This window comes from Levilactobacillus fujinensis (assembly GCF_003946335.1).
Taxonomy (GTDB): Bacteria; Bacillota; Bacilli; order Lactobacillales; family Lactobacillaceae; genus Levilactobacillus; species Levilactobacillus fujinensis.
In genome coordinates this window covers 1-23,837 of sequence record NZ_RHNX01000002.1, presented here as the reverse complement: position 1 = coordinate 23,837, position 23,837 = coordinate 1, and the positions used below count along the sequence as shown (strand labels likewise).

Genomic DNA, 23,837 nt, shown 5'->3' with positions numbered 1-23,837 from the left:
GACCATGTGTCTCTCAGGTCAGTCGATACAAAATCAATGACTTTTATCCGGATACAAATCGTGGTATAACAGCATTTATGTCGACTACAACTCGTCGATAAAAACAAAACTTTTGACAAATGTTTTGAACTAGGGTAACTTTATACCTGTGCAATCCGATTAATTACAAAAAGTAAGGAGGAAAAATTACGATGATGATCAACGCAAATCAAACTCAATTGATGTCTGCTGCATGTTGCGAATGTAACGTGTGCTCTTTGCGTTGCTCAAATTCGTGATTTTTCGGCTAAACCGTAGCAATACATAACGACGACTCCGGTTGTCAGTGTAGCGGGTTACCTTTCACGATGCGAGTGAAGGGTAACCCGCTTTTTCTGTACCACGTCACAATTTAGGGATTGCACGCCACTAAATTTGAGGAAAAAGGGAGCATTAAGTTTATGAAGAAATGGACTGGATTTGGATTAGTCGCTGCAGTGATTGCTATGAGCCTGGGGTTAGCAGCTTGTGGCCAATCAACATCAGCGGCAAAACCTTCGCAGGTGCTCCGGTTACCAGCGACAGCACAGCTAGATACGATTGATCTTGCCAAGGCCACGGGTTATGGTCAGACAGGAAATGTGTTCGAAAGCTTTTATCGGTTGGGCAAGGACGGTAAGGTTGCCCCTGGTTTAGCTGACACCGTGAAGGTTTCAAAGGACAAAAAAACTTGGACGTTCCATATTCGAGACAACGCCAAGTGGAGTAACGGTGACAAGATCACCGCGCAGGACTTCGTTTACTCTTGGCGACGGACGTTAACACCATCGACCAAGTCATCTTACATGAATATGTTTTCTGGTATCAAGAACGGTGACAAGATCATCGCTGGTAAAGCGAACCCGGACAGCATTGGTATCAGTGCTAAGAACAAGCAGACGGTCGTTATCCAATTGGAGAAGCCAATTGCTTACTTTAAGATCTTAATGGCATATCCATTGTTTGCACCACAAAACGAAAAGGTCATCAATAAATACGGTAAGAAGTATGCGACAAAGTCACAGTACATGGTCTACAGTGGTCCATTTAAAATCACTAACTGGACGGGGACGGGCAACACTTGGTCCTTCGTTAAGAACAACCAGTACTGGGATAAGAAGGTCGTGAAACTTCATCGGATCAACTATCAAGTGGTCACGAACCCCCAGACCGGTCTGAGTCTGTATCAAAATAAAAAATTAGACTTCGCTCAGCTTTCAAACGAGCAAGTGAAGAATTATAAAAACAACAGTGCCTTTCAGGAGTACCCGTACTCTATTGTCATTCACTTGAAGTACAACTTCCAAGACGCTAACAAGGAAAAACGACGGATTATGAGCAACCAAAATATTCGCCAAGCCATCGCGTTGTCCATCAATCGTAGTCAGCTGACCAAGAAAGTTTTGGGAGATGGTTCCGTGACGCCAACCGGCTTCGTCGCGAGTGGATTGGCTCGTGATCCGAAGACGGGTGAGGACTTTGCTAAACAGCAGGCCGTGAAAAATACGACGGCTTATAATCCAAGCTTAGCCAAGCAAAAATGGGCGGCTGGACTGAAGGAGTTGGGAATTAAGAAGGTCAATTTGAACATCATGGCTGGGAATGATGACGTTGCGGCTAGCACCGTAACGCAGTACCTGAAGAGTGCTCTGGAAAAGAATTTGCAGGGGTTTGACCTGACGATTCAAAACGTACCTGCCTCCGTGGCCCAGTCTCGCTCGACTAGTGGTGACTTTGACCTGTACCTGTCTCACTGGGGAGCCGATTTCAACGATCCAATTTCATTCCTGCAGATTCCAGTCAGCTCAAACTCTTTGAACTATGGCAAGTGGTCTAATAAAGCTTATGATAAGCTGATTGCCAAGGCACAAAACCAGGATGCCGGGAATGATGAAGCCCGCTGGCAGGATATGGTTCAGGCGGCTAAGCTGATCAACAAGACCCAGAGCTTTACGCCGCTTTACCAGGCCAACTATGCTTACCTTCAGCGGACTGATGTTAAAGGCATCATTCACAATACGGCTGGTACACAGTGGAGTTACAAGTACGCTTATATCAAATAGACTTGGATAAGGGCAGTGGCGACTTCGCCTTACTGGCTGGTAGATATGGGTTGGATTGCCGCGCCTGAGCCCATATCTGCCGATCCCTCAGCTGACGGAGTTGGTGTGAGACAACGCGACTTATACCCCTGGCAGTCGGAGTGCGGAAATTATCACCAATTTAGCGGTGACAATTCCAAAGGTCACAAAAGTAATGTGAATAAATTAGGCTTTAACCTTTAGGTGATAATTAGAACTCGAAGCAGTGTTGGCTCGTGGGCAGATTCAGCGGGGCCAACAGTGTGTGTCGTGCAAGTGATTTTTGAATTTAATTGTAAATAAAATAGCAGGATGGTTCTCGCCAAAAGCAATCTTGGTGGGGACCGTCCTTTTGTTTGGTACGGGTCTTTGCTATAGTGAGATAGAGGTAGTGAGAGGGGGAAATACTTGTGGCAATTGGACCAGATGATGGTCAGCAATGGGACACGAACGGTGTACAGGAGTACCAGGCTTATTTTGGGACGCCAACACGCAACGACCACATTTTGTTTGAGCTGCTAACAGTCGGGGTTTTTCAAGTTGGCCTAAGCTGGCAGGCCGCGGCTAGCAAACTCCCCGTCTATCGGCGTGTTTTTGCGGGGATGGACCCCCAGCGCGTAGCCGGCTTTGAGCTGGAAATTGACGGTGATCGCATCGCCCAGGATCCTACGATGATTCGCAACGGGCGGAAGATTCGCGCTACAATTCAAAACGCGCGGGCACTTCTGCAGGTCCAACAAGAGTTTGGTAGCTTTGCGGGCTATCTCTGGAATTTCGTCAATGGCACGCCGCTGCTGTTGCCAGCGGTGACCCGTGAAGAACTGGTCAATCAGTCAACGCTGGGATCAGCGGTGGCTAAAGATCTCAAACGGCGTGGCTTCAAGTTCGTGGGTCCAGTGGTTACACATATGTTTCTACTGGCAGCGGGTATCTTAAAGGAACAGGTGCTGGATGAATAATGGGCTTCGGTCAAAAAATAACGGTTAGCCGTTATTTTCTGCAGACCACACGAGCTATTATGTGAAATTTAAGTGAGAGATTCAGCTTGACTGTAACCGATTTAATTGTTACGATGATGGTCAAATCCTAGTTTGACGGGCCCTGATATAAAATAATTTATGTCAATTCCCGCTTGACACCGGATTAAAGTTGCATTAGACTTACTGATAAATTAAGCGATTGAAAACAATGTGATCAGGAGAGTAACCACTGTTAACGGTTTAAAGAGAACCTACGATTTGCTGTAAGTGGGTAACCAACGACGGGGTGAAGATGGCCTGAAATGAATTGGCACTACTAAGTCCGAGTGATGAGGTAGTGATGACTGGCACTCATTATCGTGCACGCACTTGAAGGCGTAAGCTGGCGAGTGTTAATGAGGAGCTGGGCATCTTTTTAGCCTAACTTAAATTAGAATGGTACCACGACAAAGTTCGTTTCTATTAATTTAGGAGCGGACTTTTTGTTTTGGTCACTATTTTCAATTGTGGCGTTTCGTTTTGAGGATAGATTTAAAAATTAGGGATATCAAAGGGGTTTTAAGAATGAAGAAATCATTTAAGCATTTTAGTTGGCTCTTATTATTGTTGATTCCATTATTGATTGTTGCTGGTTGTGGGAAGTCTGCTTCCAAGGGGACCACAGTTAAGGTTGGTATCATGGGTACCGACGAAAAAATCTGGAAGCCGATTCAAAAGAAATTAGCTAAGGAAAATATTACAATCAAATTAACCACGTTTACAGATTACAATCAGCCTAACGCCGCACTTTCTAACCATGAAATCGACATGAACTCGTTCCAACACACCTACTTCCTGGATGCTTGGAATAAAGCCCACAAGACTAACTTAGTTGGGATTGCCAACACTTACTTAGCACCACTGCGTTTGTATTCCAAGAAGATCACCAAGGTTTCTCAAATCAAGAAGGGTGACCAAATCACCATTCCTAACGACTCCACTAACGAAGGTCGGGCCTTACATTTGCTGGAATCCGCTGGGTTGATCAAGGTTGATCCTAAGGTCACGTTGCCAACACCAAAGAACATCACGCAAAACAAGTTGAACTTGAAGATTACGCCATTAGATGCTGCCCAGACACCTCGTTCGTTGTCTGACGCAACCGCAGCGGTCATCAACAATGAATTTGCTGCCAGTGCTAAGCTGAATGCTAAGAAGGCGTTGTTCCAAGAAAAGGTCAATAAGTCTTCCAAGCCATACATCAACATCTTAGCTGTTAACAAGTCTGACAAGAACAAAGCTGTCTTCAAGAAGATCATCAAGGCTTACCAGACCGAAGCAACCAAGAAGAATATTCAAAAAGCTTACGATGGCTTGTCCATTCCTGCTTGGAACTTGAAATTAAAGTAAACGAAATTGCCGGCATTGGCGAGTAAGGAGAATGAAGTTAGTGACTAACGAAGCGATTATTCAATTAAAAGATATCGACGTAACCTTCCATAATAAGGGGCAAACCGTTGAAGCCGTTAAAAAGGTTTCGCTGACGGTTAACCGGGGTGACATCTACGGCGTCGTCGGCTATTCCGGAGCGGGGAAAAGTACGCTCGTGCGAGTAATCAATCGGCTCCAAAAGCCAACTGCCGGTAGCGTTGATGTGAACGGTCAAGATATTTTGGCACTGAACTCTCGTGACTTACGAGCAGCGCGGACCAAGATTGGCATGATTTTTCAACATTTTAACCTGATGGATTCTCGGACGATTGCGGACAACGTTGACTATCCCTTAAAGGGGGGCAAGTTGTCGCGGACGGAACGGAAGGAAAAGGTGGCACATCTACTTGACCTGGTTGGGTTAACGGAAAAGGCCACGGATTACCCAGCACAACTATCCGGTGGGCAAAAGCAACGGGTCGCCATTGCGCGGGCACTGGCCAATGATCCTGAGATTCTGGTCAGTGACGAAGCCACGAGTGCGTTGGACCCCAAGACGACATCAGCCATTTTGGAACTGCTGAAGCGGCTGAACAAGGAACTGGGCCTAACGGTGGTCTTGATTACCCATGAGATGGAAGCTGTCAAGGAAATTTGTAATAAGGTGGCCGTCATGGAAGATGGCGAAATCATCGAACGTGGTGACCTGGTGACTATTTTCAGTCAGCCTAAGCAACCCTTGACCAAGGACTTCATCAATACCGCCACGCAAATCAATCAGGCGTTGGAAAAAATTTATCGTCAGGCCAGCACGTTGGGACTGGACGACCATCATCAGTTGGTTCAGCTTCAGTACGTGGGGGCGACGACCGATGCGCCGCTGATTACCGAGTTGTACAAGCGGTATGAGGTCGTTTCCAACATTCTGTACGGGAACGTTGAAATTTTACAGGATACGCCGTTAGGGAACCTGATCGTGGTCATGACCGGGGAACCCGATAAGCTGAGCACAGCTTGGCAATACTGTCAGGATGCTGGCATTACCATTACACATTTAAAGCCAAAGAAACCGGGGGTGGCCTAAGTTGGGTTGGTTCGCAAAGTATTTTCCAAACGCAGTGACGATGAAGAGCGACTTCATTCAAGCAACGGGTGAGACGCTGTACATGACGGCCATCACCGCAATTATTGCCGGAATTCTTGGAATGGCAATTGGGATTGGGTTGATTGTGACGCAACCCGGAGGCATTCTGGAAAACCGGATTGTTTATAACATTTTAGATAAATTCGTTAACCTGTTCCGGTCGATTCCATTCGTTATCTTGCTGGCCATCATTGCACCAGTGACGCGAATTATCGTGGGAACGGCAATTGGGACGACCGCAGCCATCGTGCCATTGGTTATCGGATCCGCACCATTTTACGCGCGGCAAATTCAAAATGCCCTGGCCGAAGTTGACCATGGGGTGATTGAAGCTGCTGAGTCAGTTGGTTCCGGTCCCATCGCAATCATTTTTCGGGTTTATCTTAAGGAAGGTTTAGCGGATATTATTCGGTCCTCCGTCCTAACGTTGATCAGTCTGATCGACTTGACCGCTATGGCCGGTGCCATCGGTGGTGGGGGCTTAGGGAACTTAGCCGTCAACATCGGGTACAACCGATTCCAGACCGATGTCATTTTCTTAGCAATGCTGATTATCTTGGTCATTGTCTTCATCATTCAGTTGGTGGGTGACTGGTTGGCACGGCGGGTTGACCATACGGCTTAGGTCGGGACTCGCTTAGAGTAGGCGACGCTGGTTACCTGCAGCTGGGGTTGGATGCTTTCGTAATAAATGTTAATCAGTCAGATGACTTCCTCGATTGTGGGCACCATGGTCTTGGTAAGTTGGTTTCGAGTAATCGTAGAGTAGTGATTGTGACCTGTGGGTTGCGGTCACTATTTTATTTATAAGACAAATGGGTTTACGGTTTTACACGGGACGGCTATACTCAGAGAATAAGTGAAATGGGAGCAGCCCAAGCGGTTGCTCCCATTTCTGGTGAAGAGATGTCTAAGTGGCCAAATAGAAAAACGGACAAAGCTGATTGGCGTATCAATCGTGTAAATGGTGCCGTTAAAAAACTTTTAGATTTTAGACATTTTGCCGTTAAATTCTAATGGTCGTTCGGTAAAATAGAAAAATTATGGATCAGGTTAAATTAGGTCGTTTTTTGATGTGAAGGTGTTGGTAATTTACTCGGGCGTACTGGTTAACGAATTAGTTAGTCGAGTAATCTATCTATCACAAGTTTTACAGATGCATGGAATTATGACTGCTATGAAAACACCTCTGGCAGCTAATTAACACGAATCAAATTTAGGATGCATACACCATCACTGTGGGTATGGGAGAGAAAGGATTTATCGAGTTTTGAAGAATATTGGGGCACCGACGGAAAATGTCATGAAGGGTATCTTTTGGGCCACCGTTGCATCGGCCATGTTTGGCGTTTCCGGAACGGTTTTACAGTTTATTTCGCAGGGACAGGCTATTCCTACCAGTTGGTTTTTATCCGCCAGAACGATGGGTGCTGGCGTTATTTTACTGATCATCAGTTTTATTTTGTACGGGAAGAAAACGTTCGCTGTTTTTCATAGTTGGCGGGAAATCCTCTGGATTGTCGCTTACGCGCTCATTGGATTAGGCGCTAATTTACTAACCTTTTATATTGCGGTCCAAAGCGGTAATGCGGCGGCTGCGACCATTCTTCAATATTTGAGTCCTTTATTTATTGTTCTAGGAAGTCTATTATTTAAACATGAACGACCATTGCGAAGTGATTTAATTGCTTTTGGTGTGGCACTGATTGGCGTTTTCTTAGCCATCACGCGCGGTAATATCTCCCAATTGGCAATTCCGTTAGACTCTTTACTCTGGGGGATTGGTTCCGGAATTACCGCGGCCTGTTACGTGGTTTTACCGCGGCCATTGGTTCGGGATTACGGGCACGCGCCAATTACAGTGTTAGGTTGGGGAACATTTATTGCTGGAATCGTCTTTAATCTCTACCACCCAGTATTTATGAATATGCCACCGATTACGAGTACGTTGATTGGCTCGATGGCGACGGTGATTATTGTTGGGACGATTTTACCCTTTTCATTACTGCTCTACAGTAGCCACTTTGCGCCGTCCGATGTAATTAGTATTGTGGACGCCACGCAACCAGTGGTGACCTTTATTCTATCGATTCTATTTTTAAGCTTGAAAATTTCAGTTGCGGAAGTGATTGGTTCGGTATTGGTCATCGTGGCCATTTACCTGTTACAACAGGGACGACGCAAGATCGAAACGCAATTTGAGAAGCAATAGGAAGTGACATTATGACGACTTTTGATTGGATACGACACGGTCAAACGCAGGCAAATGTGGACCAGGTCATGCAGGGACAGTTAGATAGTGCCGTCACACATTTAACGGTCACTGGGCTCCAACAAGCAGAACGGGTCGCGCAGTGGTTACGTGGGCGGTCGTATGATCAAATCGTCAGCAGTCCACTCCACCGTGCCCGCCAAACAACGGCCGCGTTGACTGAGGTGCTGTCATTGACACCACAGTTTGATGATCGGCTGATGGAAGCTGCTTACGGCGAGTGGACTGGCAAAAATTTCGTCGGCTTACGTGAGCAACGACCGCAGGATTTCGATACGGTTACCGGGGAAGCCTTACCAGATGTGCTGAGCACGGTTGGTGGGGAATCTTATTTGACGATTCAACGGCGGGTCGGTCAGTGGTTGGCTGAAGAGGTGGTTGATCATCCCAATGACCATATCTTAGTGGTCAGTCATGGCCTTACCATTAAAGCTACGGCCTTGTTGATGCTGGGGGCACCGGCGACCACTGCGTTACCGGAACCCGCAAACACTAGTGTGACGCAAATGATGATTGATTCGGCCACAGGGCAACGGTATTTGACGGCCTATGGGGTCACACCAAAACTAATGTAGAAGTTGGAAAGGAGCCTGGTGTAAAACGCCAGACGCCTTTGGTATCTCCGAGTTTATAGTGCTGAAACGTGGGACAAAAGGGCAGTTAATCGCCTTTTGTCCCACTCTCAGAAGTTGAAAAAAGAGTCTGGGAATTAATCCCAGACTCTTTTTTAGGTTGAAACAGCCGGTTACTTCTTGAGGTTTTCTTCAACGTAAGCCCGAACTTCATCGTCGGACTTAGCATCGATTTTCTTCATAGAAGCTTCAGATTCATCGGTGTTGTGACCATTGGATTCCATAAAATGATCCCACAATGCGTCGCGAACAGGCATATCCTGGTCGGACCAGTCGAATACATCCTTCATAATTTCATCCAATAAAGCAGTCTTAAATACAACAGCCATAACCAATTACCTCCAAAATGAAAATTGGGGTCAGCGGTATCTGTTCTTGGCATGTGCCACCGGCTTCAATTTTCATGGTAGTCCTTTTAGGGGGAAAAGGTAAATATTTTGTCGTCCATATTGGTTGAAATCGTTGACGACGTTCCTAAAAAACGGCAAAATAGGTTGGAGAATGGCAATCAAGATAGCTGAAAGTGAGGACTTAACATGGATTACCGGGTATTAGGTAAAACAGGTTTTAAGATTAGTGAAGTTTCCTTAGGAACGTGGCAACTTGGTTCAAAATGGGGTGACCCATTTGATGAAAATGATGCCCAAAACACATTGGCTGCGGCTTATGATGCGGGGGTTAACTTCTTTGACACAGCGGATATTTATCAGGACGGTCATAGTGAACGGGCTTTAGCCAAGTTCATTAAGGGGAAGCAAGACAAGGTCTTTGTTTCGACAAAAATTGGCCGGAAGCTAGACCCCCATGTTGCTAGTGGGTACACGGCCGAAAACTTAACGAAATTTGTTGAAGAAAGTCTGACCAATCTGGACGTCGATGCCTTAGATAATGTTTTATTGCACTGTCCACCAACGCCTGTTTACTACACACCAGAAGTTTTCTTTACCCTTGATCAACTGAAAAAAGAAGGAAAAATCAAGAATTACGGTGTCAGTGTCGAACGGGTCGAGGAAGCCATGAAGGCGTTAGACTACGATATTTCTGCCGTTGAAATTATTTACAACATGTTCCGGTTACGACCAGCCGATAACTTTTTCAAAATGGCTCAGGAACATAACGTTGGCATCATCGCGCGGGTACCACTGGCTAGTGGCTTGCTGAGTGGAAAGTACACGCTTGAGACCACATTTGGCAAGGAAGACCACCGGACGTTCAACCGTCATGGTGAAGCCTTCGACCAAGGTGAAACTTTCTCCGGCGTGGACTATGCACTCGGCGTCAAGGCGGCCGATGAGTTGAAGGAACGCCTGGGTGCCGGTAATCAACTGGCACAAATGGCCCTGCGTTACATCCTGATGGCTGATGCCGTTAGTACCGTGATTCCAGGCGCTTCCAAGCCGGAACAGATTACCCGTAACGTTGCCGCGGCTGACTTGCCAGCCTTTACGGCGGACCAAATGGCCGTTGTGCGCGATGTTTACGACAAGTACATTAAGAATCCGGTTCAGTATCGTTGGTAAAACGAAGGTTAGTCTCAGGTAGTCTAAGGTAAATGGCGTGTTCAAATACGAAGTGGAAGGCACCGATATTGTCTGAGAAATCAGATCGTATCGGTGCCTTCCATTTAAGTTAGAGTTTAATTGAACCTTGTTATGAAGAGCTGATTTAGGGCCAAATCAACAGGTCAGATACCAAGCTACTTGGACTGTTGTCGCAGTCCATCCAGAAACCCCATAAATAAGTTGTCAACTTGTGGGACAAGCAACAGGGTCAGTGTAAAAATGGCGAGGGCAATCACCCACCGGGACAGGGGGACACGTTGGTGGCGCTGGTTCCAGTAGACTAAGCCAAGCAAGCCGAGGACGCCAATCAGGACGAGCGATTGGGTGGCGTTGACAAAGGCTGTTAGCCCAATGTTTAGACTGAGGGAAATGATGGCGCCAACGATGGCCAGAGCTGAACTACTTAGTACTATCAGGGTAAATGGTCCAGTAACCGGATGTTCCAGGTGTTTCATCATGTGTTCGTCCTCACGAATCAAGTCGTCGATGGTTAGTCGAAAGAGTTGACTGAGGGTGACGACGTTGGCAAAGCTGGGGAGGGCGGTTCCACGTTCCCATTTTGAAACCGATTGACGCGAGATGCTTAGGCGGTCGGCTAATTCCTGTTGTGACCAGTGTTGGTGTTCCCGTTGTATTTTGATTTGTTCTCCGATTTCCATGAATGATTCCTCCAATTAACAACTGTCTCAATCCTAGCAAACTTAGGTGGCGGCTGCACGAACCGTTTAGTTGCGAGACTGGAAAATTAACTATAACCCGGGTTAAGCGGCAAAATATTTTTCAAAATAAAAGAGCTACGACAAGTGTCGCAACCCTTGATTTCACTCTAAAATTACCTGTGGAGACTATAGTGGGACATAAGGCGGTTAATTTGCGAGTATTAACGTGATAGCAAGGATTACGCTTGATTCTGGTCTGATTTTTGCTGTCGGGTTAAGCGCAACAAACTGCTTTATAGCGCACGCTTCGATATCATAACGGTGTAAATAAAAGTTGCTCCTTTCAGAGCCGTTAGATTCTGAAAGGGGCAACTTTTGAGTTATGTCACACACTCTCTTTTTCTAGGCGACCTGCAACTCCAAAATCCAGTTGTCGGGTTGCTTATTCTGATTGATAGTTGCTGGGTCAGCCGTTAAGTCTTCATTCACTTTGATCACGGTGCCAGCGTAAGGTGTCTTGAAGTTTTCAACGGCCTTGTCACTTTCAACCTCCAGAATATCATCGCCAGCTGCAAGAACGTCGTCGGTCATGATGGGAAGATCAGCAAAACTAATGTCGCCGATCTGTTCGAGGGCATCACTGGAGAGTCCCATGCGATAGTGTCCTTGATCGCGCATCTGTAACCAGACCCCATCCTTTATAGTGATTGCCGGAACTGCGGGCTTGCTATCACGGTGAAACCAGCCTAACAGGCGTTGCCAAAATGTTTGTGGGTGTTCGGTCATGATAAATTCCTCCCTAGTGTCGTTAGCCGGCTAGTCGATTGGAACCACTAGCCATAGTGTTTACCCTTTAGTATACCCTTTGCTTGCAATCGCTGACAATAAGACGCTTGTTGGCCGCTTCACGAATCAGAGTTGGTTGTTGCCGGTCGGTGTCTATGCTAAAATGTAAGCACTTAATCGGGGGAGAATGAAGGGAGAATTCAGCATGTTTTTAATTGATACGAATCGTCAAGGGAAGGTCGTCACGGATGCCATTGTGAACCAATCCATCGACAACTACTTGGTCAATGACCTGAAACTACCCGGTCATGGATTAATGATGTATGTGAATCAACCGGCCGTAATTGTCGGGATCAATCAGAGTGTGATGGCCGAGGTAGATTTTCACTATCTCGCCAAGCATGATGTTCAATTGGTGCGACGGACGTCCGGTGGTGGCGCCGTTTACCACGACGAGCGGAATTTAATTTTTGAGCACATCGTGAACGGTGATCCACAAGATGGGTCTAAATTTGGCGATTATACCGTCTTTGCCGAGCCAATTCTCCGGGCACTGGCGGCAATGGGCGTAGAGTCACCTGATATCAGTAACAAGAGTGCTTTAGTGGTTGACGGGAAGAAATTTTCCGGAATGACCATGTTTAAGAGCGGTGACGGGTACGCTGCTGGCGGGACGATCATGTATGATTTAAACGTTGACGCTGCCCATCAGGCACTGCTGCCTGCTAGTGACCGGCCGCATAGAGGCGTCGCGTCCAATCGCGTTCCTATCACGAATCTCCGCCAGTATCTTGCACCTCAATATCAGAATTTAGATATCCAGGCCTTCAAGGAAGCGCTGATTTGTCATATCTTTGAAGTCGACCGGCTCGATCAAATTGAGACATATCACTTATCAGAACATGATTGGGCGATCATCGATCAACGGCTCAGCGAAAAATATCGAACCGATGAATGGAACTACGGGGCCAATCCAGGTTTTCGCGAGTATCGGGCAGTCGTATTACCGACTGGTCAGCTCCATCTAAACTTTACGGTCCACGCGGAGAAACTCAAGACCATTGCCCTTTTTGGCACCGTGGCGACGCCGGAAAAATTGCATAGGGTTTCTGAAAAATTGACCGGCATTGACGCCACACCATCAGCGGTGACGGCGGTCTTAAGTCAACCGGATGTGTTAGACGTGTTGGGGAATGCTGCCGTGAATCCAATCGTTACGGCGCTGACAGCAGAGGCACCGCATGAAGGCTAAGTACGATGTAAATCAGTACATTGGCGTACCAGTTGCGGCGAATGCTTCCGGGCAATATGAGATCAAACGAGAACCAGATGGCGACTTTAAGCTCCATTCCTGGCGCACGGGGCGACACAGTAAGGGCAAGTACAAAGGTCTCGGTCAAATATTTTTGACTGAGAACAGTTTAAAAGTGGCCGTTGTTGCTGCGTATCCGGTGGCCTACAAGGACCGCCACGATTTCACGCCGATGCAACGGCTGACCAGTGAATTTGTTGGGGAAGAGCTCGTACAGACTGCTGTGAAGAAATTACCATAAGTTAGGTGAGAACCACTTAAAAAGCGAAGTGGGATATAAGACGGTTAGGTTGCGAGCATTAACGTGATAGCAGAGATTATGCCTGATTCTGACATGATTTTTGCAGTCGGGTTAAGCGCAACAAACTGCCTTATGGTGCATGTCTCGACACCATAGTGGTGTAAATAAAAGTTGCTCCTTTCAGAATCGTTAGATTCTAAAAGGAGCAACTTTTTTTGAGCGATGTCCCAGTCTGTCTTTTTGACGGTTATTTGACGAAATAAGCTTCCTTGAAATTCGATTGCGTGCCCACGGTGTTGTACTGAACGCCATTAAGCTTGGGGTTAATCAGGTAAGTGCTAGCAGGTTGTAATAGCGGTGTGACGCCCTGTTGTGCCATGAGGACACCATCGGCCTTCAACAAGGTTTGCCAGCGGTGGGTACTAAATGAAGTGGCATTGCTGGCCTCGGCGACCAAATTATCGTAGGTCTGGTTTGACCAGTGTCCCAGGTTAGCAGTACTTGAACGGGTGTAAAGCGCCAGCATGGCCAGTGGATCGGCGTACTGCGCACGTTGGGTGAGGATGGTGAGGTCGGCTTCAAGTGGCCCAGCCTGTTCATCAACGGTCCAACCACGTGACTTAAGCTTGATTGTTAAACCAGGTAGGGTGGACTCAAGTTGTTGTTTTAGCTTTCTAGCGAGCTTTGCACTATAAATGGCGTCTAAATAACTCACGGACAAGGTCACGTGTTTGACGCCGGCTGACTTCAGCGCTGTTTGCCATTCTTTTTTTGCCTGTTTAGGTTGGTAGGCCACGGTCTTTTGATTGGGCTGTGCCGCTGCAAAATCAGCTGTTCCCCGTTGCCCGCGGCTCAAGCCAGCTGGAACTATGCCCTGTGCTGGTAGCGACGTACTCCCATAAGAGGCTCGTGCTAATTTTTGGCGGTTAACCGCGTGAGAAATGGCTAATCGAGCCGTTTTTTGTAGGAGCAACTGGTTAATTGTGGTGTTCTTCCCAGTTGTCCGGTAGGCAAGCAGCACCATTTTAGAATAGGGACGAGCCGTGTAAGCTGCCTGCTTTTCGTAGTATTTCATGTTGGACTGTGACCACAGCCGAACCTCGTCTAGCTTGCCACTCTGGTAGGCATGCCAAGATTTTTTTAGATTGTGATAAACGTTGACGTTGATCCGACTGAGATAGACGTGTTCCCGGTCCCAGTAGTGGGGGTTGGGGACCATGTGCCAGTGCTGCTTGGTGTTGCCCGTGGAGGCGACCATGAAAGGACCCGCGTAGACTTGATACTGTGGCTTCGTCCCGTAGCGCTTGCCAAATTTCTCAGCAATACGTTCATTTTGCGGTCCAAATAGGGGATAAGTCAGTCGCTGTGGGAGTTCTGCCATGGGATGGTCGAGATGAACGACCAACTTAAACTTGCTGGGAGCACTCACGCCAAGTTGTGTGGCGGGGAGACGTCCGTCAAGAATTTTCCGTGCGTTGTGAATCCCAACAAATAGGTCGGCATCCGGTGCCTTGGTCTGGGGTGTGAGCGCCCGTTGCCAGGAGTAGACGAAATCGTTGGCAGTGATAAGGTCGCCGTTACTCCAGTAGGAATCCTTCCAGAGCGTAAAGGTGTAAGTGGTGCGTGATTTGTTAAGGGTGACCTTTTTGGCGAGGGCAAGTTCGGTTTGACCATCACCGGTTGCCGAAAAGAGGCCTTCAATCGTATTATTGAGCCGACCAAACTGACTCATCTTGTCAGTATCTAAGGTGGTGAGGGGATGCGACGTGGATAGGTTAAGTACCTGATTCTTCGTCATGACCCCTTTACTATCACTAGGTGACACCGTTTCTTGGACCACAGTGCACCCAGCCAGCCCGATACATAGTAGCAGGCCTATTAAAAATGTTTCCCAGTGTTTCAATTTATCCACTCCGTTAGTTGGTATTCTTTCCTGATAATAGGGGAGTGAACGGGTCTCGTCAAGCTTTAGTTCCCTTCTATAGCTGTTGATGTGAAATGACTAAGAAATTTTGCGTGCAGTGGGAGTTACGCCGAGACGGAAAGGCGATTCGCAAGCTCATTTTGAAGCTGTGAAAAGCAGACGTCTGCAAAATAGCTTGTACTGTAAAATAATTTTAAGCCAGCCTTGGTAACGATGTTAGTCAGGGTCACCTCACCTGATTTAACTTGAGGGGGCAGCCTGAGTGACACGTGAATTCCGCGGCTTGCGGCTGATCCAGAAGCCCATATCTTGGCTGAAGCTGTTTTCCATAGCAGACGGGTATCATAACTTGACGCACACTTGTTCAAAACACTGAGTTTGGCTAGAATAGGAACAATTAGTGAGTTGAAGGGACGGAAGATGATTATGGAGCACTGGTCAGCAACTACGATTCAAGCATTTCGCCAGACCCTTTTGGCATGGTATGACCGCGAAGGACGTGATTTACCTTGGCGGCAAGACCAGGACCCGTACCACGTGTGGGTCAGTGAGGTTATGCTGCAACAGACGCAGGTCAACACGGTGATTCCGTACTACTTAAACTTTATGGCTACATTTCCAACGGTCAATGATCTGGCTTCAGCTGATCAAGAGACTTTATTGAAGGCGTGGCAGGGATTGGGCTATTACTCACGTGCACGTAACTTACAGCGTGCAGCACAGCAGGTGGTACAGGACTATCATGGAAAATGGCCGGAGACGGCGGCTGGATTAGCTGATTTGACTGGAATTGGGCCTTACACTTCCTGTGCGATTGCGAGCATTGCCTTTGGAGAGGTCGTTCCCGCGGTTGACGGCAATGCCTTTCGCGTTTTTAGTCGGCTACTGATGATCGAAGACGACATTGCCAAGCCACAGACGCGTAAGTTGTTCGAGCAAATTATCCAACCGATTGTTGATCCCACTCGGCCGGGAGCCTTCAATCAAGCTATCATGGACCTGGGGTCGAGCTACATGACCAGTAAGAATCCGGATACAGTGCATTCACCGGTCAGGGAGTTCGATGCCTCGTTTAAGGCTGACCGTGTTCGCGAGTTTCCGTTAAAAACGAAAGCCCCGCGCCCCAAACTAATACCTTACTATGCCGTCATCGTGCAATCGCCCGCAGGCTTTTTACTCACACAACGGACGGCACAGGAAATGTTGACGGGGTATTGGACCTTTCCACTGGTGACACAAACTGATCTGCAGGATGAAAATACCGCTGAACCAGCCAGTCTAGATGCCGATATTGCCACCTTAGAGCACCGCTGGGCCACCGAGTATCAGGTGCCGGTAAAGTTGTCCCCGGTGGGTGGTCAACCGGTTAGCCACACGTATACCCACCAACGTTGGCAGGTCAAATTGTTAGTGGCGGTATTAGCAAAAACGCCCACGCTGACTTTTTATCCTGGAAAATGGGTGTCGGCTGAACAGATTGTGGACTTGCCTTTACCCAAGGTGCAGGAAAAAATTATGGCTCGCTACGAAAAACAAGGTCATCCGGGTGTGTTTGGGGTGAATTAGTTTCCGTGGCCCCCAAATTGCAGTATCATTTAATTAATTAAGACGAACCGATTTGATGAGGGAGTGACGAATCGTGCAAACAGTTTTTGATGTTTTAAAATTTATTTCGGTCAATCACCAAGAAGTCGAGAGTCATCAGGTCCTGGTGACGGATGCTGTGGGGAAGCCCAACGGTCTATTAACGGATTTACTACATGATTTAATTAATAATGCACTGTTATTTGTGACGCTGAGAGATGTCAGTTCAGCAACTGAACTAATAGAACATCTGCGGACGCACACACCATTACCAGCTGATGTGCTAGCAGAGTACGCAAAAATTTTAACGGAAGACTGCTATGGCTTGAACTTCGCACCTCAAAAGGGTCAAATCGAATTGATCGTGCATCGTTAGATTGAGGAGGAATGATCGTGACTGACGCAGATCTAATTGAAACGGCACCGGGCGCAAACACCGCGCCACCACTGTTGTTGTTACAAGGAACGGGCGGAACGAACGAGGAAATGTTGACGTTTGGCCGGCGATTAGCGCCGCAGAGTCCATTGATCACAATCGCTGGTCGCATTGGAACGGGCGCACAGCGACAGTATTTCCAGCAGACGGCGAGTCAGACAGCAAATCCCGAACAGATTTCTCAAGAGGCGGCTTGGCTGGGGATGATGGTTGAACAAGTCTGTCAGCAACATCGTTGGTCGAGTGATGATTTAATTGTGGTCGGCTATTCGAATGGCGCTGCTATGGCTGCCTATGGTGTTCAAACTGGGCTGATTCCTGGGCAAGCAGCAATTTTATTTCATCCCTTGCGAGTAACCGCACCAATGACCACAAAACGACCGGATTATCGGGTCTGGTTATCGGCCGGTCAACACGATCCCTTAGTGCAGGTGGCGACGGTCCAGCAAGTGGCGGCAGACTGCGAACGAGCCGGGATGACGACAACGTTAGAAATGACCGGTGGGACCCATCAGTTGACCCCGCAGGAAGTCATGGCTGCCCACAACTGGTTAGCAGAAAATTATTGACTGATATTTAAAAATTAATAGACTTTTTGGCACTTTCTATTTGCTATTATCGGAAATACCTGTTATCCTATGTTTAATGTATTTATGGTTCGGAAGTTTTAAAGGCTCGACGTTCTTTAAGAATGGCTCCTTTTTACCCCAGCTTTCAAATGCAAATATATTGCGCTATGCGCACGGAGGTTTCATTCTTATGGAACAAGGTACTGTTAAATGGTTCAACGCTGATAAAGGTTACGGCTTCATCACTTTGGAAAACGGCTCAGACGTTTTCGTTCACTTCTCTGCTATCAACAGTGAAGGCTTCAAGACTCTTGAAGAAGGCCAACACGTATCCCTTGATGTAGAACAAGGCGACCGTGGCCCACAAGCTGCTAACGTTTCGGTTGTTGACTAATTTATTAGCCTAAATCGAGTCGAAAAAAACCATCGACACACCGTCGATGGTTTTTTTGTGTTCCAAAATAAAAAGCGTTCGGTCGCATCCGAGCGCTGAGATAGAGATAGATTAACTTAATCGCCGATCAGAATCGTTGTGGAATTTGTCGTGATTGGCGAGATGCTTACTCTTTTGACGAAAAGCAGTCCGGTTGTTCAGGTACAATTGACCTAAAGCAGCAATTACAATAATTAATAAAATAGCAATAACAGCATGCATAGAAATTCCCCCTCAACATTAGGTTACAGTTATATTATCTTAATGTTACAGGAATATTGCAAGCTTTGTGCCTGGAAAAATAAATTCTTCAGAGTATCGTAACATTTTTAGCGCGTTGTTTATGGTGCTAAAAGGTGGGAGCCCTTACGTACTAATGACAGTTGCGACCTTGTCGTTGTGGGCCTTGAAGTTAGGCAACTGAGCGTTTCTTTTAGCCGACAATTAAGGCTGAAAGCCAAAATATTTGCGTTACTCTTGCGACAGTAGGAATTATCACGGCTAAATTAGTGAAAGCAGCCGCACACTGACTGCCAGGGATTCCGTTTGTTGTGGGGAACGCCTCCAGCCAAACTATTCACCTTAGTCTTGTGACCGTAGGAATTATCACCGTTAATGTGTACCAGCTAAGCCCTTGCCGGCACATGCTCTTCCTCTAGCTCAGATTGTGTGCATCTATTTCAATTTCAACCACGAAATTAATTTTTAGTCGAAGAACTTTCCTGCTTCTTAGAAGATTCTTTCTTTGCAGACACCTGTTTTTCCTGATGCTTCTTCTGTGCCTTACGAACCTGATCAGAGATCTGATTGGTGGGACTAACGGTCGCTTTGCCAGACAGATTGGAGATGGGGTAGGCAATGAAGAGAACGACAGCGGCAATGATGAGGTATTTGATATTTTGTTTCCGTTCGCCCAGAGCCTGTGTGATTTGGAAGAAGTAATAGATCAGAGTGATGGCGGCAAAGAAAACGACGACTTCAGCACCGATATGAATGTAGGTCATAAGAAATCCCCCCCTGTGATTTAGTCCAACTCTAGCCGAAAGCAGGGGGGGCGTCAACTAACCACTCCTGCAATATCTGGAATTGACACGGCGCATTGGCTTCTCTATAATTAAGAAGTTGTTGGTTATCAGACCACATTAGGTCGCAATAGCTCAGCTGGATAGAGCAACGGTCTTCTAAACCGTAGGTCGAGGGTTCGAATCTCTCTTGCGACATCAATTGAATTAGGAAAGTATAAAGGGGCCGATGAAGAATCGTAGCGCCTTTTCTTTTTGAAAATAGAGTCAAAACAGACGGTTCAGAATCGAAATTTCTCTCGATTCTGAACCGTCTGTTATTCTACTTGTTTAATTTAGTCTTCGTATTGGCCAACAATGGGGAGGTTCTTTAAAACTTTCCGACCGTGAGGTGATTGGCCGTCGATAACGCTAGTCAATTCTTGGCCGGCCAGATTACCGTGATGCTTGCCACCAGCCCAAGCTTCAACGCCGGTAACATCGTACACAACACCGGCAACCGCAACGTAAGCTGGTTGACCGTCTTGGCCGTTAAATTTTGCTAATGCTGCTTTGTTAAATACTTTTTCACTCACAAGACTCACCACCTATTTAATTTACACTAATAGTAAACTGTCTTATCTAATAACACAAGCGATTTGGTTTTCAGGTGATAAATTGATGTGGCGAACAATGAAAAGTCCATTGGAGGCATGGGACTGATAAATTTGGGGCAGACTATAGTCTTAACGGGGTGGTCGTCCCACGCAAACAAACTAGACGTTGTCGTCAAACTTTCGTAAATTTTGTGATACAGTAAATGCAACGATAAGAACCGTAAAGGAGTTGAATAGGGCATGAAGACCCTAGTACTAGTTTCACACCCAAGATTAACTGATTCTACCAGTCAACAATTTTTAAAGGCCAGTTTGCCGGCACAAGACGTGACTTGGGAGCACTTGGAGAGTCAAGAAAGTTTCAATGTCGCACGAGAACAAGATCAGCTACGGCAGGCCGACCGTATCATTTTACAGTTTCCCTTATATTGGTACGCGGCACCAGCTGGTTTGAAACAGTGGGAAGATGAGGTGTTGACTCGCACCTTCGTGTATGGCGACCACCGATTTCCGTTGGCCGATAAGGAGTTGGGAATCGTGGTGACGACGGGGATGCCAGAGAAAGCCTTCCAACGTGGTGGGGCCGAGGGCCTTACGTTGGACGCCGCGTTGGCACCTTTGGCTGCGGTGGCTTCACGGGCGCACATGCGCTGGCTACCGACTTTTCCTATTTATCAGTTTGGTTACCTGGAAGAACCGGAAAAATTACAATTGGTCGTGGACTATCAACGCTATCTCACGCAGACACAGCCGGATAGTTTAGAGCAACGGCAAGCCTGGTTTGGGCATAGGCTACCAGCTATGATTGACCAACTACCCCCTGAGCAACAGGCGACTGGCCGACTGATTCAGGCTGAATTGGATCAACAAAAGGACGATATCGAGGCGTTGGCCGATACGTTGGCCATGATTAAGGAGCAGGAAGATGACTGAGCAAGCACAGTGGTTACACAGCCAAATTGAGACATTGGCTAGTCAGCAAGTTCACTTCACTGACCGGGCATTTTGGCTGGCTCTAGATAAGTTAGTTACCGAACAGGACCAGCGTAATAGTCAACTGCAAGGTGAGGTCGACGGTCGTAGCTGGCGGCCAGACCGTTGGTGAGACGTAAACTGGCTGTGCTTCAGCGGTGACAGTTGTTTTGATGACAGTAGGAAATATCACCGCTAAATTAGTGGCAATGGTCGTACCCTGGTTGCCAGAAAAAAGACGCTGCGACTTTCGTCACAACGCCTGCGATAAAATTTTTAGTAATCACGGTTCTGAGCCGCCCAGTGGTTAACGGGGCCGAATTTGTGGCCGACCTCAATTGGGCTTCCGATTGCCGTGTTGACGAATTGTTTGGCAATTTCGATGGCACGTTTCATAGGAGTCCCCTTAGCCAATTCAGCTGTGATACATGCTGAAAGTGAGTCGCCAGTACCGTTGACGCGGTCCGTTTGGTGGTAAGGTTCGCTTAACCAGAACTCTTCACCGGATTCAAGCAAGACAAAGTCACGAACCTCAGTCTGGTCGGTCTTGGCATGACTGCCCTTGGCAATAATGTTTTTGGCCCCCATCTGTTGCATTTTGTGAGCGGCCTTGACCATGTCATCGGCAGATGTAATGTTCATTTCAGCAATCTTCTCGGACTCGTAAAAGTTTGGGGTCAAAACGGTGGCCAACGGCAGTAAGGTGGTTCGCAACGTGTTGAACGCACTTTCTTCTAGCAACTGGTTTCCGTGCTTGGTCATGATAACGGGATCGACGACTAATGGTCCAAAATCAGCTTGATGATAGTTTTTGACGACATCATTGATCAATTCTGAATCGGCGAGCATGCCGGTCTTGGCTGCCCGAATGTGGTAGTCAGCGGCAAGGTCCGCAAATTCTTGGTCAATGAAGTCAGTGGGCATGGGAACACTGGCATGGATACCGTAAGAGTTTCCGGCCACGCAAGCAGTAATGACGGACGCCCCGTAAACCTGACGGGCGAAAAAGGTGTGTAAATCGGCTTGCATACCGGCACTGCCATCGCTATCGGACCCAGCAATGGTGAGGGCTTGTGGATAAGAATTAACAACCATGATTCATCGAACCTCCGCTTTAAATTTAGAACAGCTTCAGCATAGCATAAGTGACTAGGCAAAGGCCAACGATATCGGGTATAAATTTTGTTATACTAACTTGCGTCCTTAAGCCACGCGGGATAAGGGATTTGAGACGGCCATGAGTGAACTAGTTGGATTGACGGTTGCCAGAGACGCTAGCCGGGTTTGAGAATTGTTTGTGGCTGAGAAGCAGATTTTTAAGACACTTCGAAATGACGAGAAGTGGACCATTCTTAACCGAAGATGAGAAGCTATCTAACAGTGACGACACAACCGAGTGCCATCTATGATCACATCCAGATCGGCTTGTGTCCGGGTCATTTTAGTCCATAGCTGTCGGCTAGTAAGACGAAAATCAGCGGGTTACCAATTGAAAAATAAAGCGGCTAACTATTTGAGAGGGGGTGCTACCATGAGAACAGAAGTTATGCGACCATTGAGCTGGTGTGTGGTCGGAAGCTTTGCCAGTTGGGTAGCTGTCAGGGGGGCGGTAGACGTATTGTATCGTTACTTTCCCAACGAACCGCTGACTTTAACGTTCGGATTAGCACTAACTGTGATAAGCTTAATAGGGATTGTTCGTTCTGCACGTCGGGGGCCATGGTGGTGTCTGATACCAACAACGGTGGTTGCGATTGCCGCTACGATTGGAATAGTCACTGATAGCACGCTGTTACTGCTGGGATTGACAATCTCCGGTTTTTATTGAAAATGTTCGTTAAATCGACCAGGAGGAAAGTACGCATGTTAATTCAACAAGGGCGCATTGAAAACGCCAAGCAACCACAAGATATCCGGATTGAAGATGGCAAATTTACGGCTATTGCCGACCATTTAACGCCCCAAGATAATGAAAAGGTGATCGATGCTCAGGGCAAGCTGATCATTCCACCATTTGTTGACCCACATGTTCATTTGGATAGTACCATGACGGCCGGGGATCCGGAGTGGAACCAATCAGGAACGTTATTTGACGGAATTCGAATCTGGTCCGAACGTAAGAAGACATTGAGCATCGAAGACGTCAAGACGCGTGCTCGGATGGCTTTGGAACGGCAAGCGGCCAACGGTATTCAATTTGTGCGGTCTCACGTGGATGTTACCGATCCTAGCCTGACGGCGCTCAAGGCGTTGATTGAAGTTCGGGATGAGGTCAAAGACTTTATTGAACTTCAATTGGTTGCGTTCCCACAAGAAGGAATCTTATCCTTCCCACATGGTAAAGAGTTGATGGAACAATCCGCTAAGCTCGGTGTCGACGTTATCGGTGCCATTCCTCATTTCGAATTCACGCGTGAATATAGCGTGGAATCACTGCACTTCGCTGTTGAATTGGCACAAAAGTATGGCAAACTCGTTGATGCCCACTGTGATGAAATCGACGATCCTGCTTCTCGGGGACTAGAAACGTTGGCGACCTTGGCTTTGGAGACTGGCTTGGGCGATCAGGTGACGGCTAGTCATACTACGGCGATGGGCTCATACAATAATGCTTATGCTTACAAGCTGATGCGTCTATTGCAGATGTCCCACATCAACATGATTTCTAACCCACTGATCAATACCCACTTGGGTGGTCGTTTCGATACTTATCCTAAGCGTCGGGGCTTAACGCGGGTCAAGGAATTAAATGCAGCTGGAGTTAACGTTGCCTTTGGTGAAGATGACATCAAAGATCCTTGGTATCCAATGGGCGATGGCAACATGTTGGATTCCCTTCACATGGGGATTCACGTGACACAGATGATGGGCTACGATGACATTATGAACTCTTATCAATTCGTGACGACCCATGGGGCCAAGGCCATGCATGTGACTGACCACTATGGTATCGAGGTCGGTAAGCCAGCTAACTTAGTTGTTATGAATAACGACAACTTCTATGATGCTTTGAACCAACGGTCAGAAGTACTTTATTCTATTCACCATGGTAAAATTATCGTGCAAACGGACCCGAAACAAGTTCATATGAACCTATAATCGTAGAATAACTAGCTTTAATTAAATGGGTTCTTCGTCAACTGTTGTTGGTGAACAAAATATTGGAGTTCTAATCACTTGGTGATTAGGGCTCTTTTTGTATGA

At 47.1% G+C, this 23,837-nt stretch carries 27 protein-coding genes and 1 tRNA gene; 20 read left to right on the top strand and 8 right to left on the bottom strand.

Annotated features, from left to right (window positions below; genetic code table 11):
• The first annotated feature begins 440 nt into the window (after positions 1–440).
• The 8 genes from EKM89_RS00935 (at position 441) to EKM89_RS00905 (ending at position 8,480) form a co-directional block, all read left to right on the top strand.
• The gene (locus EKM89_RS00935; protein ID WP_125685282.1) at positions 441–2,081 is read left to right on the top strand and encodes a peptide ABC transporter substrate-binding protein; all 1,641 of its coding nucleotides are present in this window, start codon (positions 441–443) and stop codon (positions 2,079–2,081) included.
• A gap of 434 nt (positions 2,082–2,515) precedes the next feature.
• A complete protein-coding gene (locus tag EKM89_RS00930; RefSeq protein WP_164510470.1) occupies positions 2,516–3,058 on the top strand; it encodes a DNA-3-methyladenine glycosylase I in 543 nt (180 codons plus the stop codon).
• A 585-nt stretch (positions 3,059–3,643) separates the two neighbouring features.
• Positions 3,644–4,468 (top strand): MetQ/NlpA family ABC transporter substrate-binding protein, encoded by an 825-nt coding sequence (locus EKM89_RS00925; RefSeq protein ID WP_125685280.1) that lies wholly within the window; start codon positions 3,644–3,646, stop codon positions 4,466–4,468.
• A gap of 31 nt (positions 4,469–4,499) precedes the next feature.
• Positions 4,500–5,573 (top strand): methionine ABC transporter ATP-binding protein, encoded by a 1,074-nt coding sequence (locus tag EKM89_RS00920; protein WP_125685279.1) that lies wholly within the window; start codon positions 4,500–4,502, stop codon positions 5,571–5,573.
• A 40-nt stretch (positions 5,574–5,613) separates the two neighbouring features.
• On the top strand, positions 5,614–6,258 hold the full coding sequence (locus EKM89_RS00915; protein ID WP_191988738.1) for a methionine ABC transporter permease: 645 nt from the start codon (positions 5,614–5,616) through the stop codon (positions 6,256–6,258).
• 239 nt (positions 6,259–6,497) lie between these two features.
• Entirely contained in the window at positions 6,498–6,650 is a 153-nt protein-coding gene (locus EKM89_RS13975; RefSeq protein ID WP_164510463.1) for a hypothetical protein, read from the top strand.
• A gap of 286 nt (positions 6,651–6,936) precedes the next feature.
• Positions 6,937–7,845: a DMT family transporter gene (locus tag EKM89_RS00910; protein ID WP_125685396.1), complete on the top strand. Its 909-nt coding sequence runs from the start codon at positions 6,937–6,939 to the stop codon at positions 7,843–7,845.
• 11 nt (positions 7,846–7,856) lie between these two features.
• Positions 7,857–8,480: a histidine phosphatase family protein gene (locus EKM89_RS00905; RefSeq protein WP_125685277.1), complete on the top strand. Its 624-nt coding sequence runs from the start codon at positions 7,857–7,859 to the stop codon at positions 8,478–8,480.
• Between the two features lie 170 nt (positions 8,481–8,650).
• Here EKM89_RS00905 and EKM89_RS00900 read toward each other — a convergent pair whose 3' ends face one another.
• Positions 8,651–8,866 (bottom strand): P8 family protein, encoded by a 216-nt coding sequence (locus tag EKM89_RS00900; RefSeq protein WP_125685276.1) that lies wholly within the window; start codon positions 8,864–8,866, stop codon positions 8,651–8,653.
• A gap of 207 nt (positions 8,867–9,073) precedes the next feature.
• On the opposite strand from EKM89_RS00900, the gene EKM89_RS00895 reads away from it, so the two are divergent.
• Positions 9,074–10,057 carry an aldo/keto reductase gene (locus tag EKM89_RS00895; RefSeq protein ID WP_125685275.1) on the top strand — a complete coding sequence of 328 codons (984 nt, stop codon included), beginning with the start codon at positions 9,074–9,076 and terminating at the stop codon, positions 10,055–10,057.
• Between the two features lie 176 nt (positions 10,058–10,233).
• Here EKM89_RS00895 and EKM89_RS00890 read toward each other — a convergent pair whose 3' ends face one another.
• Both EKM89_RS00890 and EKM89_RS00885 read right to left on the bottom strand, forming a co-directional pair.
• Positions 10,234–10,758 (bottom strand): helix-turn-helix domain-containing protein, encoded by a 525-nt coding sequence (locus EKM89_RS00890; RefSeq protein ID WP_125685274.1) that lies wholly within the window; start codon positions 10,756–10,758, stop codon positions 10,234–10,236.
• A gap of 402 nt (positions 10,759–11,160) precedes the next feature.
• On the bottom strand, positions 11,161–11,544 hold the full coding sequence (locus EKM89_RS00885) for a glycine cleavage system protein H (RefSeq protein ID WP_125685273.1): 384 nt from the start codon (positions 11,542–11,544) through the stop codon (positions 11,161–11,163).
• 205 nt (positions 11,545–11,749) lie between these two features.
• Here EKM89_RS00885 and EKM89_RS00880 point away from each other — a divergent pair, with 205 nt between their 5' ends.
• Positions 11,750–12,796 (top strand): lipoate--protein ligase, encoded by a 1,047-nt coding sequence (locus tag EKM89_RS00880; RefSeq protein ID WP_125685272.1) that lies wholly within the window; start codon positions 11,750–11,752, stop codon positions 12,794–12,796.
• A complete protein-coding gene (locus EKM89_RS00875; RefSeq protein WP_125685271.1) occupies positions 12,786–13,097 on the top strand; it encodes a DUF7671 family protein in 312 nt (103 codons plus the stop codon). Before EKM89_RS00880 ends, EKM89_RS00875 begins: the two co-directional genes overlap by 11 nt.
• Before the next feature lie 247 nt (positions 13,098–13,344).
• Here EKM89_RS00875 and EKM89_RS00870 read toward each other — a convergent pair whose 3' ends face one another.
• Positions 13,345–15,009, bottom strand: a complete 1,665-nt coding sequence (locus EKM89_RS00870; RefSeq protein ID WP_404819948.1) for a peptide ABC transporter substrate-binding protein — start codon at positions 15,007–15,009, stop codon at positions 13,345–13,347.
• A gap of 438 nt (positions 15,010–15,447) precedes the next feature.
• Between EKM89_RS00870 and mutY the strand changes: the two genes are divergently transcribed.
• From mutY to EKM89_RS00850, 4 genes are all read left to right on the top strand, one after another.
• Positions 15,448–16,587 carry an A/G-specific adenine glycosylase gene (gene mutY / locus EKM89_RS00865; RefSeq protein ID WP_125685394.1) on the top strand — a complete coding sequence of 380 codons (1,140 nt, stop codon included), beginning with the start codon at positions 15,448–15,450 and terminating at the stop codon, positions 16,585–16,587.
• Positions 16,588–16,660: 73 nt separating this feature from the next.
• Positions 16,661–16,981 (top strand): hypothetical protein, encoded by a 321-nt coding sequence (locus EKM89_RS00860; protein ID WP_125685270.1) that lies wholly within the window; start codon positions 16,661–16,663, stop codon positions 16,979–16,981.
• Positions 16,982–16,998: 17 nt separating this feature from the next.
• A complete protein-coding gene (locus EKM89_RS00855) occupies positions 16,999–17,610 on the top strand; it encodes an alpha/beta hydrolase (RefSeq protein WP_225421783.1) in 612 nt (203 codons plus the stop codon).
• A 190-nt stretch (positions 17,611–17,800) separates the two neighbouring features.
• Positions 17,801–18,004 (top strand): cold-shock protein, encoded by a 204-nt coding sequence (locus EKM89_RS00850; RefSeq protein ID WP_011668621.1) that lies wholly within the window; start codon positions 17,801–17,803, stop codon positions 18,002–18,004.
• Positions 18,005–18,115: 111 nt separating this feature from the next.
• Here EKM89_RS00850 and EKM89_RS13970 read toward each other — a convergent pair whose 3' ends face one another.
• Together EKM89_RS13970 and EKM89_RS00845 are read right to left on the bottom strand one after the other, a co-directional pair.
• A complete protein-coding gene (locus tag EKM89_RS13970) occupies positions 18,116–18,265 on the bottom strand; it encodes a hypothetical protein (RefSeq protein ID WP_164510462.1) in 150 nt (49 codons plus the stop codon).
• Between the two features lie 476 nt (positions 18,266–18,741).
• On the bottom strand, positions 18,742–19,047 hold the full coding sequence (locus tag EKM89_RS00845; RefSeq protein WP_125685268.1) for a hypothetical protein: 306 nt from the start codon (positions 19,045–19,047) through the stop codon (positions 18,742–18,744).
• Positions 19,048–19,189: 142 nt separating this feature from the next.
• Here EKM89_RS00845 and EKM89_RS00840 point away from each other — a divergent pair.
• Positions 19,190–19,263 (top strand) — tRNA-Arg (locus EKM89_RS00840).
• 137 nt (positions 19,264–19,400) lie between these two features.
• Here EKM89_RS00840 and EKM89_RS00835 read toward each other — a convergent pair.
• Positions 19,401–19,640, bottom strand: coding sequence for a cytochrome b5 domain-containing protein (locus EKM89_RS00835; RefSeq protein WP_125685267.1), 240 nt, complete (start codon positions 19,638–19,640; stop codon positions 19,401–19,403).
• Positions 19,641–19,901: 261 nt separating this feature from the next.
• Here EKM89_RS00835 and EKM89_RS00830 point away from each other — a divergent pair, with 261 nt between their 5' ends.
• Together EKM89_RS00830 and EKM89_RS00825 are read left to right on the top strand one after the other, a co-directional pair.
• Entirely contained in the window at positions 19,902–20,594 is a 693-nt protein-coding gene (locus tag EKM89_RS00830; RefSeq protein WP_125685266.1) for an NAD(P)H-dependent oxidoreductase, read from the top strand.
• The gene (locus EKM89_RS00825; protein ID WP_125685265.1) at positions 20,587–20,766 is read left to right on the top strand and encodes a hypothetical protein; all 180 of its coding nucleotides are present in this window, start codon (positions 20,587–20,589) and stop codon (positions 20,764–20,766) included. The genes EKM89_RS00830 and EKM89_RS00825 overlap by 8 nt, the downstream gene beginning before the upstream one ends.
• A 143-nt stretch (positions 20,767–20,909) precedes the next feature.
• Here EKM89_RS00825 and thiD read toward each other — a convergent pair whose 3' ends face one another.
• The gene (gene thiD, locus EKM89_RS00820) at positions 20,910–21,728 is read right to left on the bottom strand and encodes a bifunctional hydroxymethylpyrimidine kinase/phosphomethylpyrimidine kinase (RefSeq protein WP_125685264.1); all 819 of its coding nucleotides are present in this window, start codon (positions 21,726–21,728) and stop codon (positions 20,910–20,912) included.
• A gap of 436 nt (positions 21,729–22,164) precedes the next feature.
• On the opposite strand from thiD, the gene EKM89_RS00815 reads away from it, so the two are divergent.
• Complete coding sequence (locus tag EKM89_RS00815) at positions 22,165–22,461, top strand: hypothetical protein (RefSeq protein ID WP_125685263.1); 297 nt, start codon at positions 22,165–22,167, stop codon at positions 22,459–22,461.
• Between the two features lie 35 nt (positions 22,462–22,496).
• Complete coding sequence (gene codA / locus EKM89_RS00810) at positions 22,497–23,732, top strand: cytosine deaminase (RefSeq protein WP_125685262.1); 1,236 nt, start codon at positions 22,497–22,499, stop codon at positions 23,730–23,732.
• Positions 23,733–23,837 lie beyond the last annotated feature (105 nt).

Coding starts and splice junctions, on each gene's coding strand:
- EKM89_RS00935 (WP_125685282.1), top strand. CDS start 441: ATGAAGAAATGGACTGGATTTGGATTAGTCGCTGCAGTGATTGCTATG.
- EKM89_RS00925 (WP_125685280.1), top strand. CDS start 3,644: ATGAAGAAATCATTTAAGCATTTTAGTTGGCTCTTATTATTGTTGATT.
- EKM89_RS00920 (WP_125685279.1), top strand. CDS start 4,500: ATGAAGTTAGTGACTAACGAAGCGATTATTCAATTAAAAGATATCGAC.
- EKM89_RS00915 (WP_191988738.1), top strand. CDS start 5,614: ATGAAGAGCGACTTCATTCAAGCAACGGGTGAGACGCTGTACATGACG.
- EKM89_RS13975 (WP_164510463.1), top strand. CDS start 6,498: ATGGGAGCAGCCCAAGCGGTTGCTCCCATTTCTGGTGAAGAGATGTCT.
- EKM89_RS00910 (WP_125685396.1), top strand. CDS start 6,937: ATGAAGGGTATCTTTTGGGCCACCGTTGCATCGGCCATGTTTGGCGTT.
- EKM89_RS00905 (WP_125685277.1), top strand. CDS start 7,857: ATGACGACTTTTGATTGGATACGACACGGTCAAACGCAGGCAAATGTG.
- EKM89_RS00900 (WP_125685276.1), bottom strand. CDS start 8,866: ATGGCTGTTGTATTTAAGACTGCTTTATTGGATGAAATTATGAAGGAT.
- EKM89_RS00895 (WP_125685275.1), top strand. CDS start 9,074: ATGGATTACCGGGTATTAGGTAAAACAGGTTTTAAGATTAGTGAAGTT.
- EKM89_RS00890 (WP_125685274.1), bottom strand. CDS start 10,758: ATGGAAATCGGAGAACAAATCAAAATACAACGGGAACACCAACACTGG.
- EKM89_RS00885 (WP_125685273.1), bottom strand. CDS start 11,544: ATGACCGAACACCCACAAACATTTTGGCAACGCCTGTTAGGCTGGTTT.
- EKM89_RS00880 (WP_125685272.1), top strand. CDS start 11,750: ATGTTTTTAATTGATACGAATCGTCAAGGGAAGGTCGTCACGGATGCC.
- EKM89_RS00875 (WP_125685271.1), top strand. CDS start 12,786: ATGAAGGCTAAGTACGATGTAAATCAGTACATTGGCGTACCAGTTGCG.
- mutY (WP_125685394.1), top strand. CDS start 15,448: ATGGAGCACTGGTCAGCAACTACGATTCAAGCATTTCGCCAGACCCTT.
- EKM89_RS00850 (WP_011668621.1), top strand. CDS start 17,801: ATGGAACAAGGTACTGTTAAATGGTTCAACGCTGATAAAGGTTACGGC.
- EKM89_RS13970 (WP_164510462.1), bottom strand. CDS start 18,265: ATGCATGCTGTTATTGCTATTTTATTAATTATTGTAATTGCTGCTTTA.
- EKM89_RS00845 (WP_125685268.1), bottom strand. CDS start 19,047: ATGACCTACATTCATATCGGTGCTGAAGTCGTCGTTTTCTTTGCCGCC.
- EKM89_RS00830 (WP_125685266.1), top strand. CDS start 19,902: ATGAAGACCCTAGTACTAGTTTCACACCCAAGATTAACTGATTCTACC.
- EKM89_RS00825 (WP_125685265.1), top strand. CDS start 20,587: ATGACTGAGCAAGCACAGTGGTTACACAGCCAAATTGAGACATTGGCT.
- thiD (WP_125685264.1), bottom strand. CDS start 21,728: ATGGTTGTTAATTCTTATCCACAAGCCCTCACCATTGCTGGGTCCGAT.
- EKM89_RS00815 (WP_125685263.1), top strand. CDS start 22,165: ATGAGAACAGAAGTTATGCGACCATTGAGCTGGTGTGTGGTCGGAAGC.
- codA (WP_125685262.1), top strand. CDS start 22,497: ATGTTAATTCAACAAGGGCGCATTGAAAACGCCAAGCAACCACAAGAT.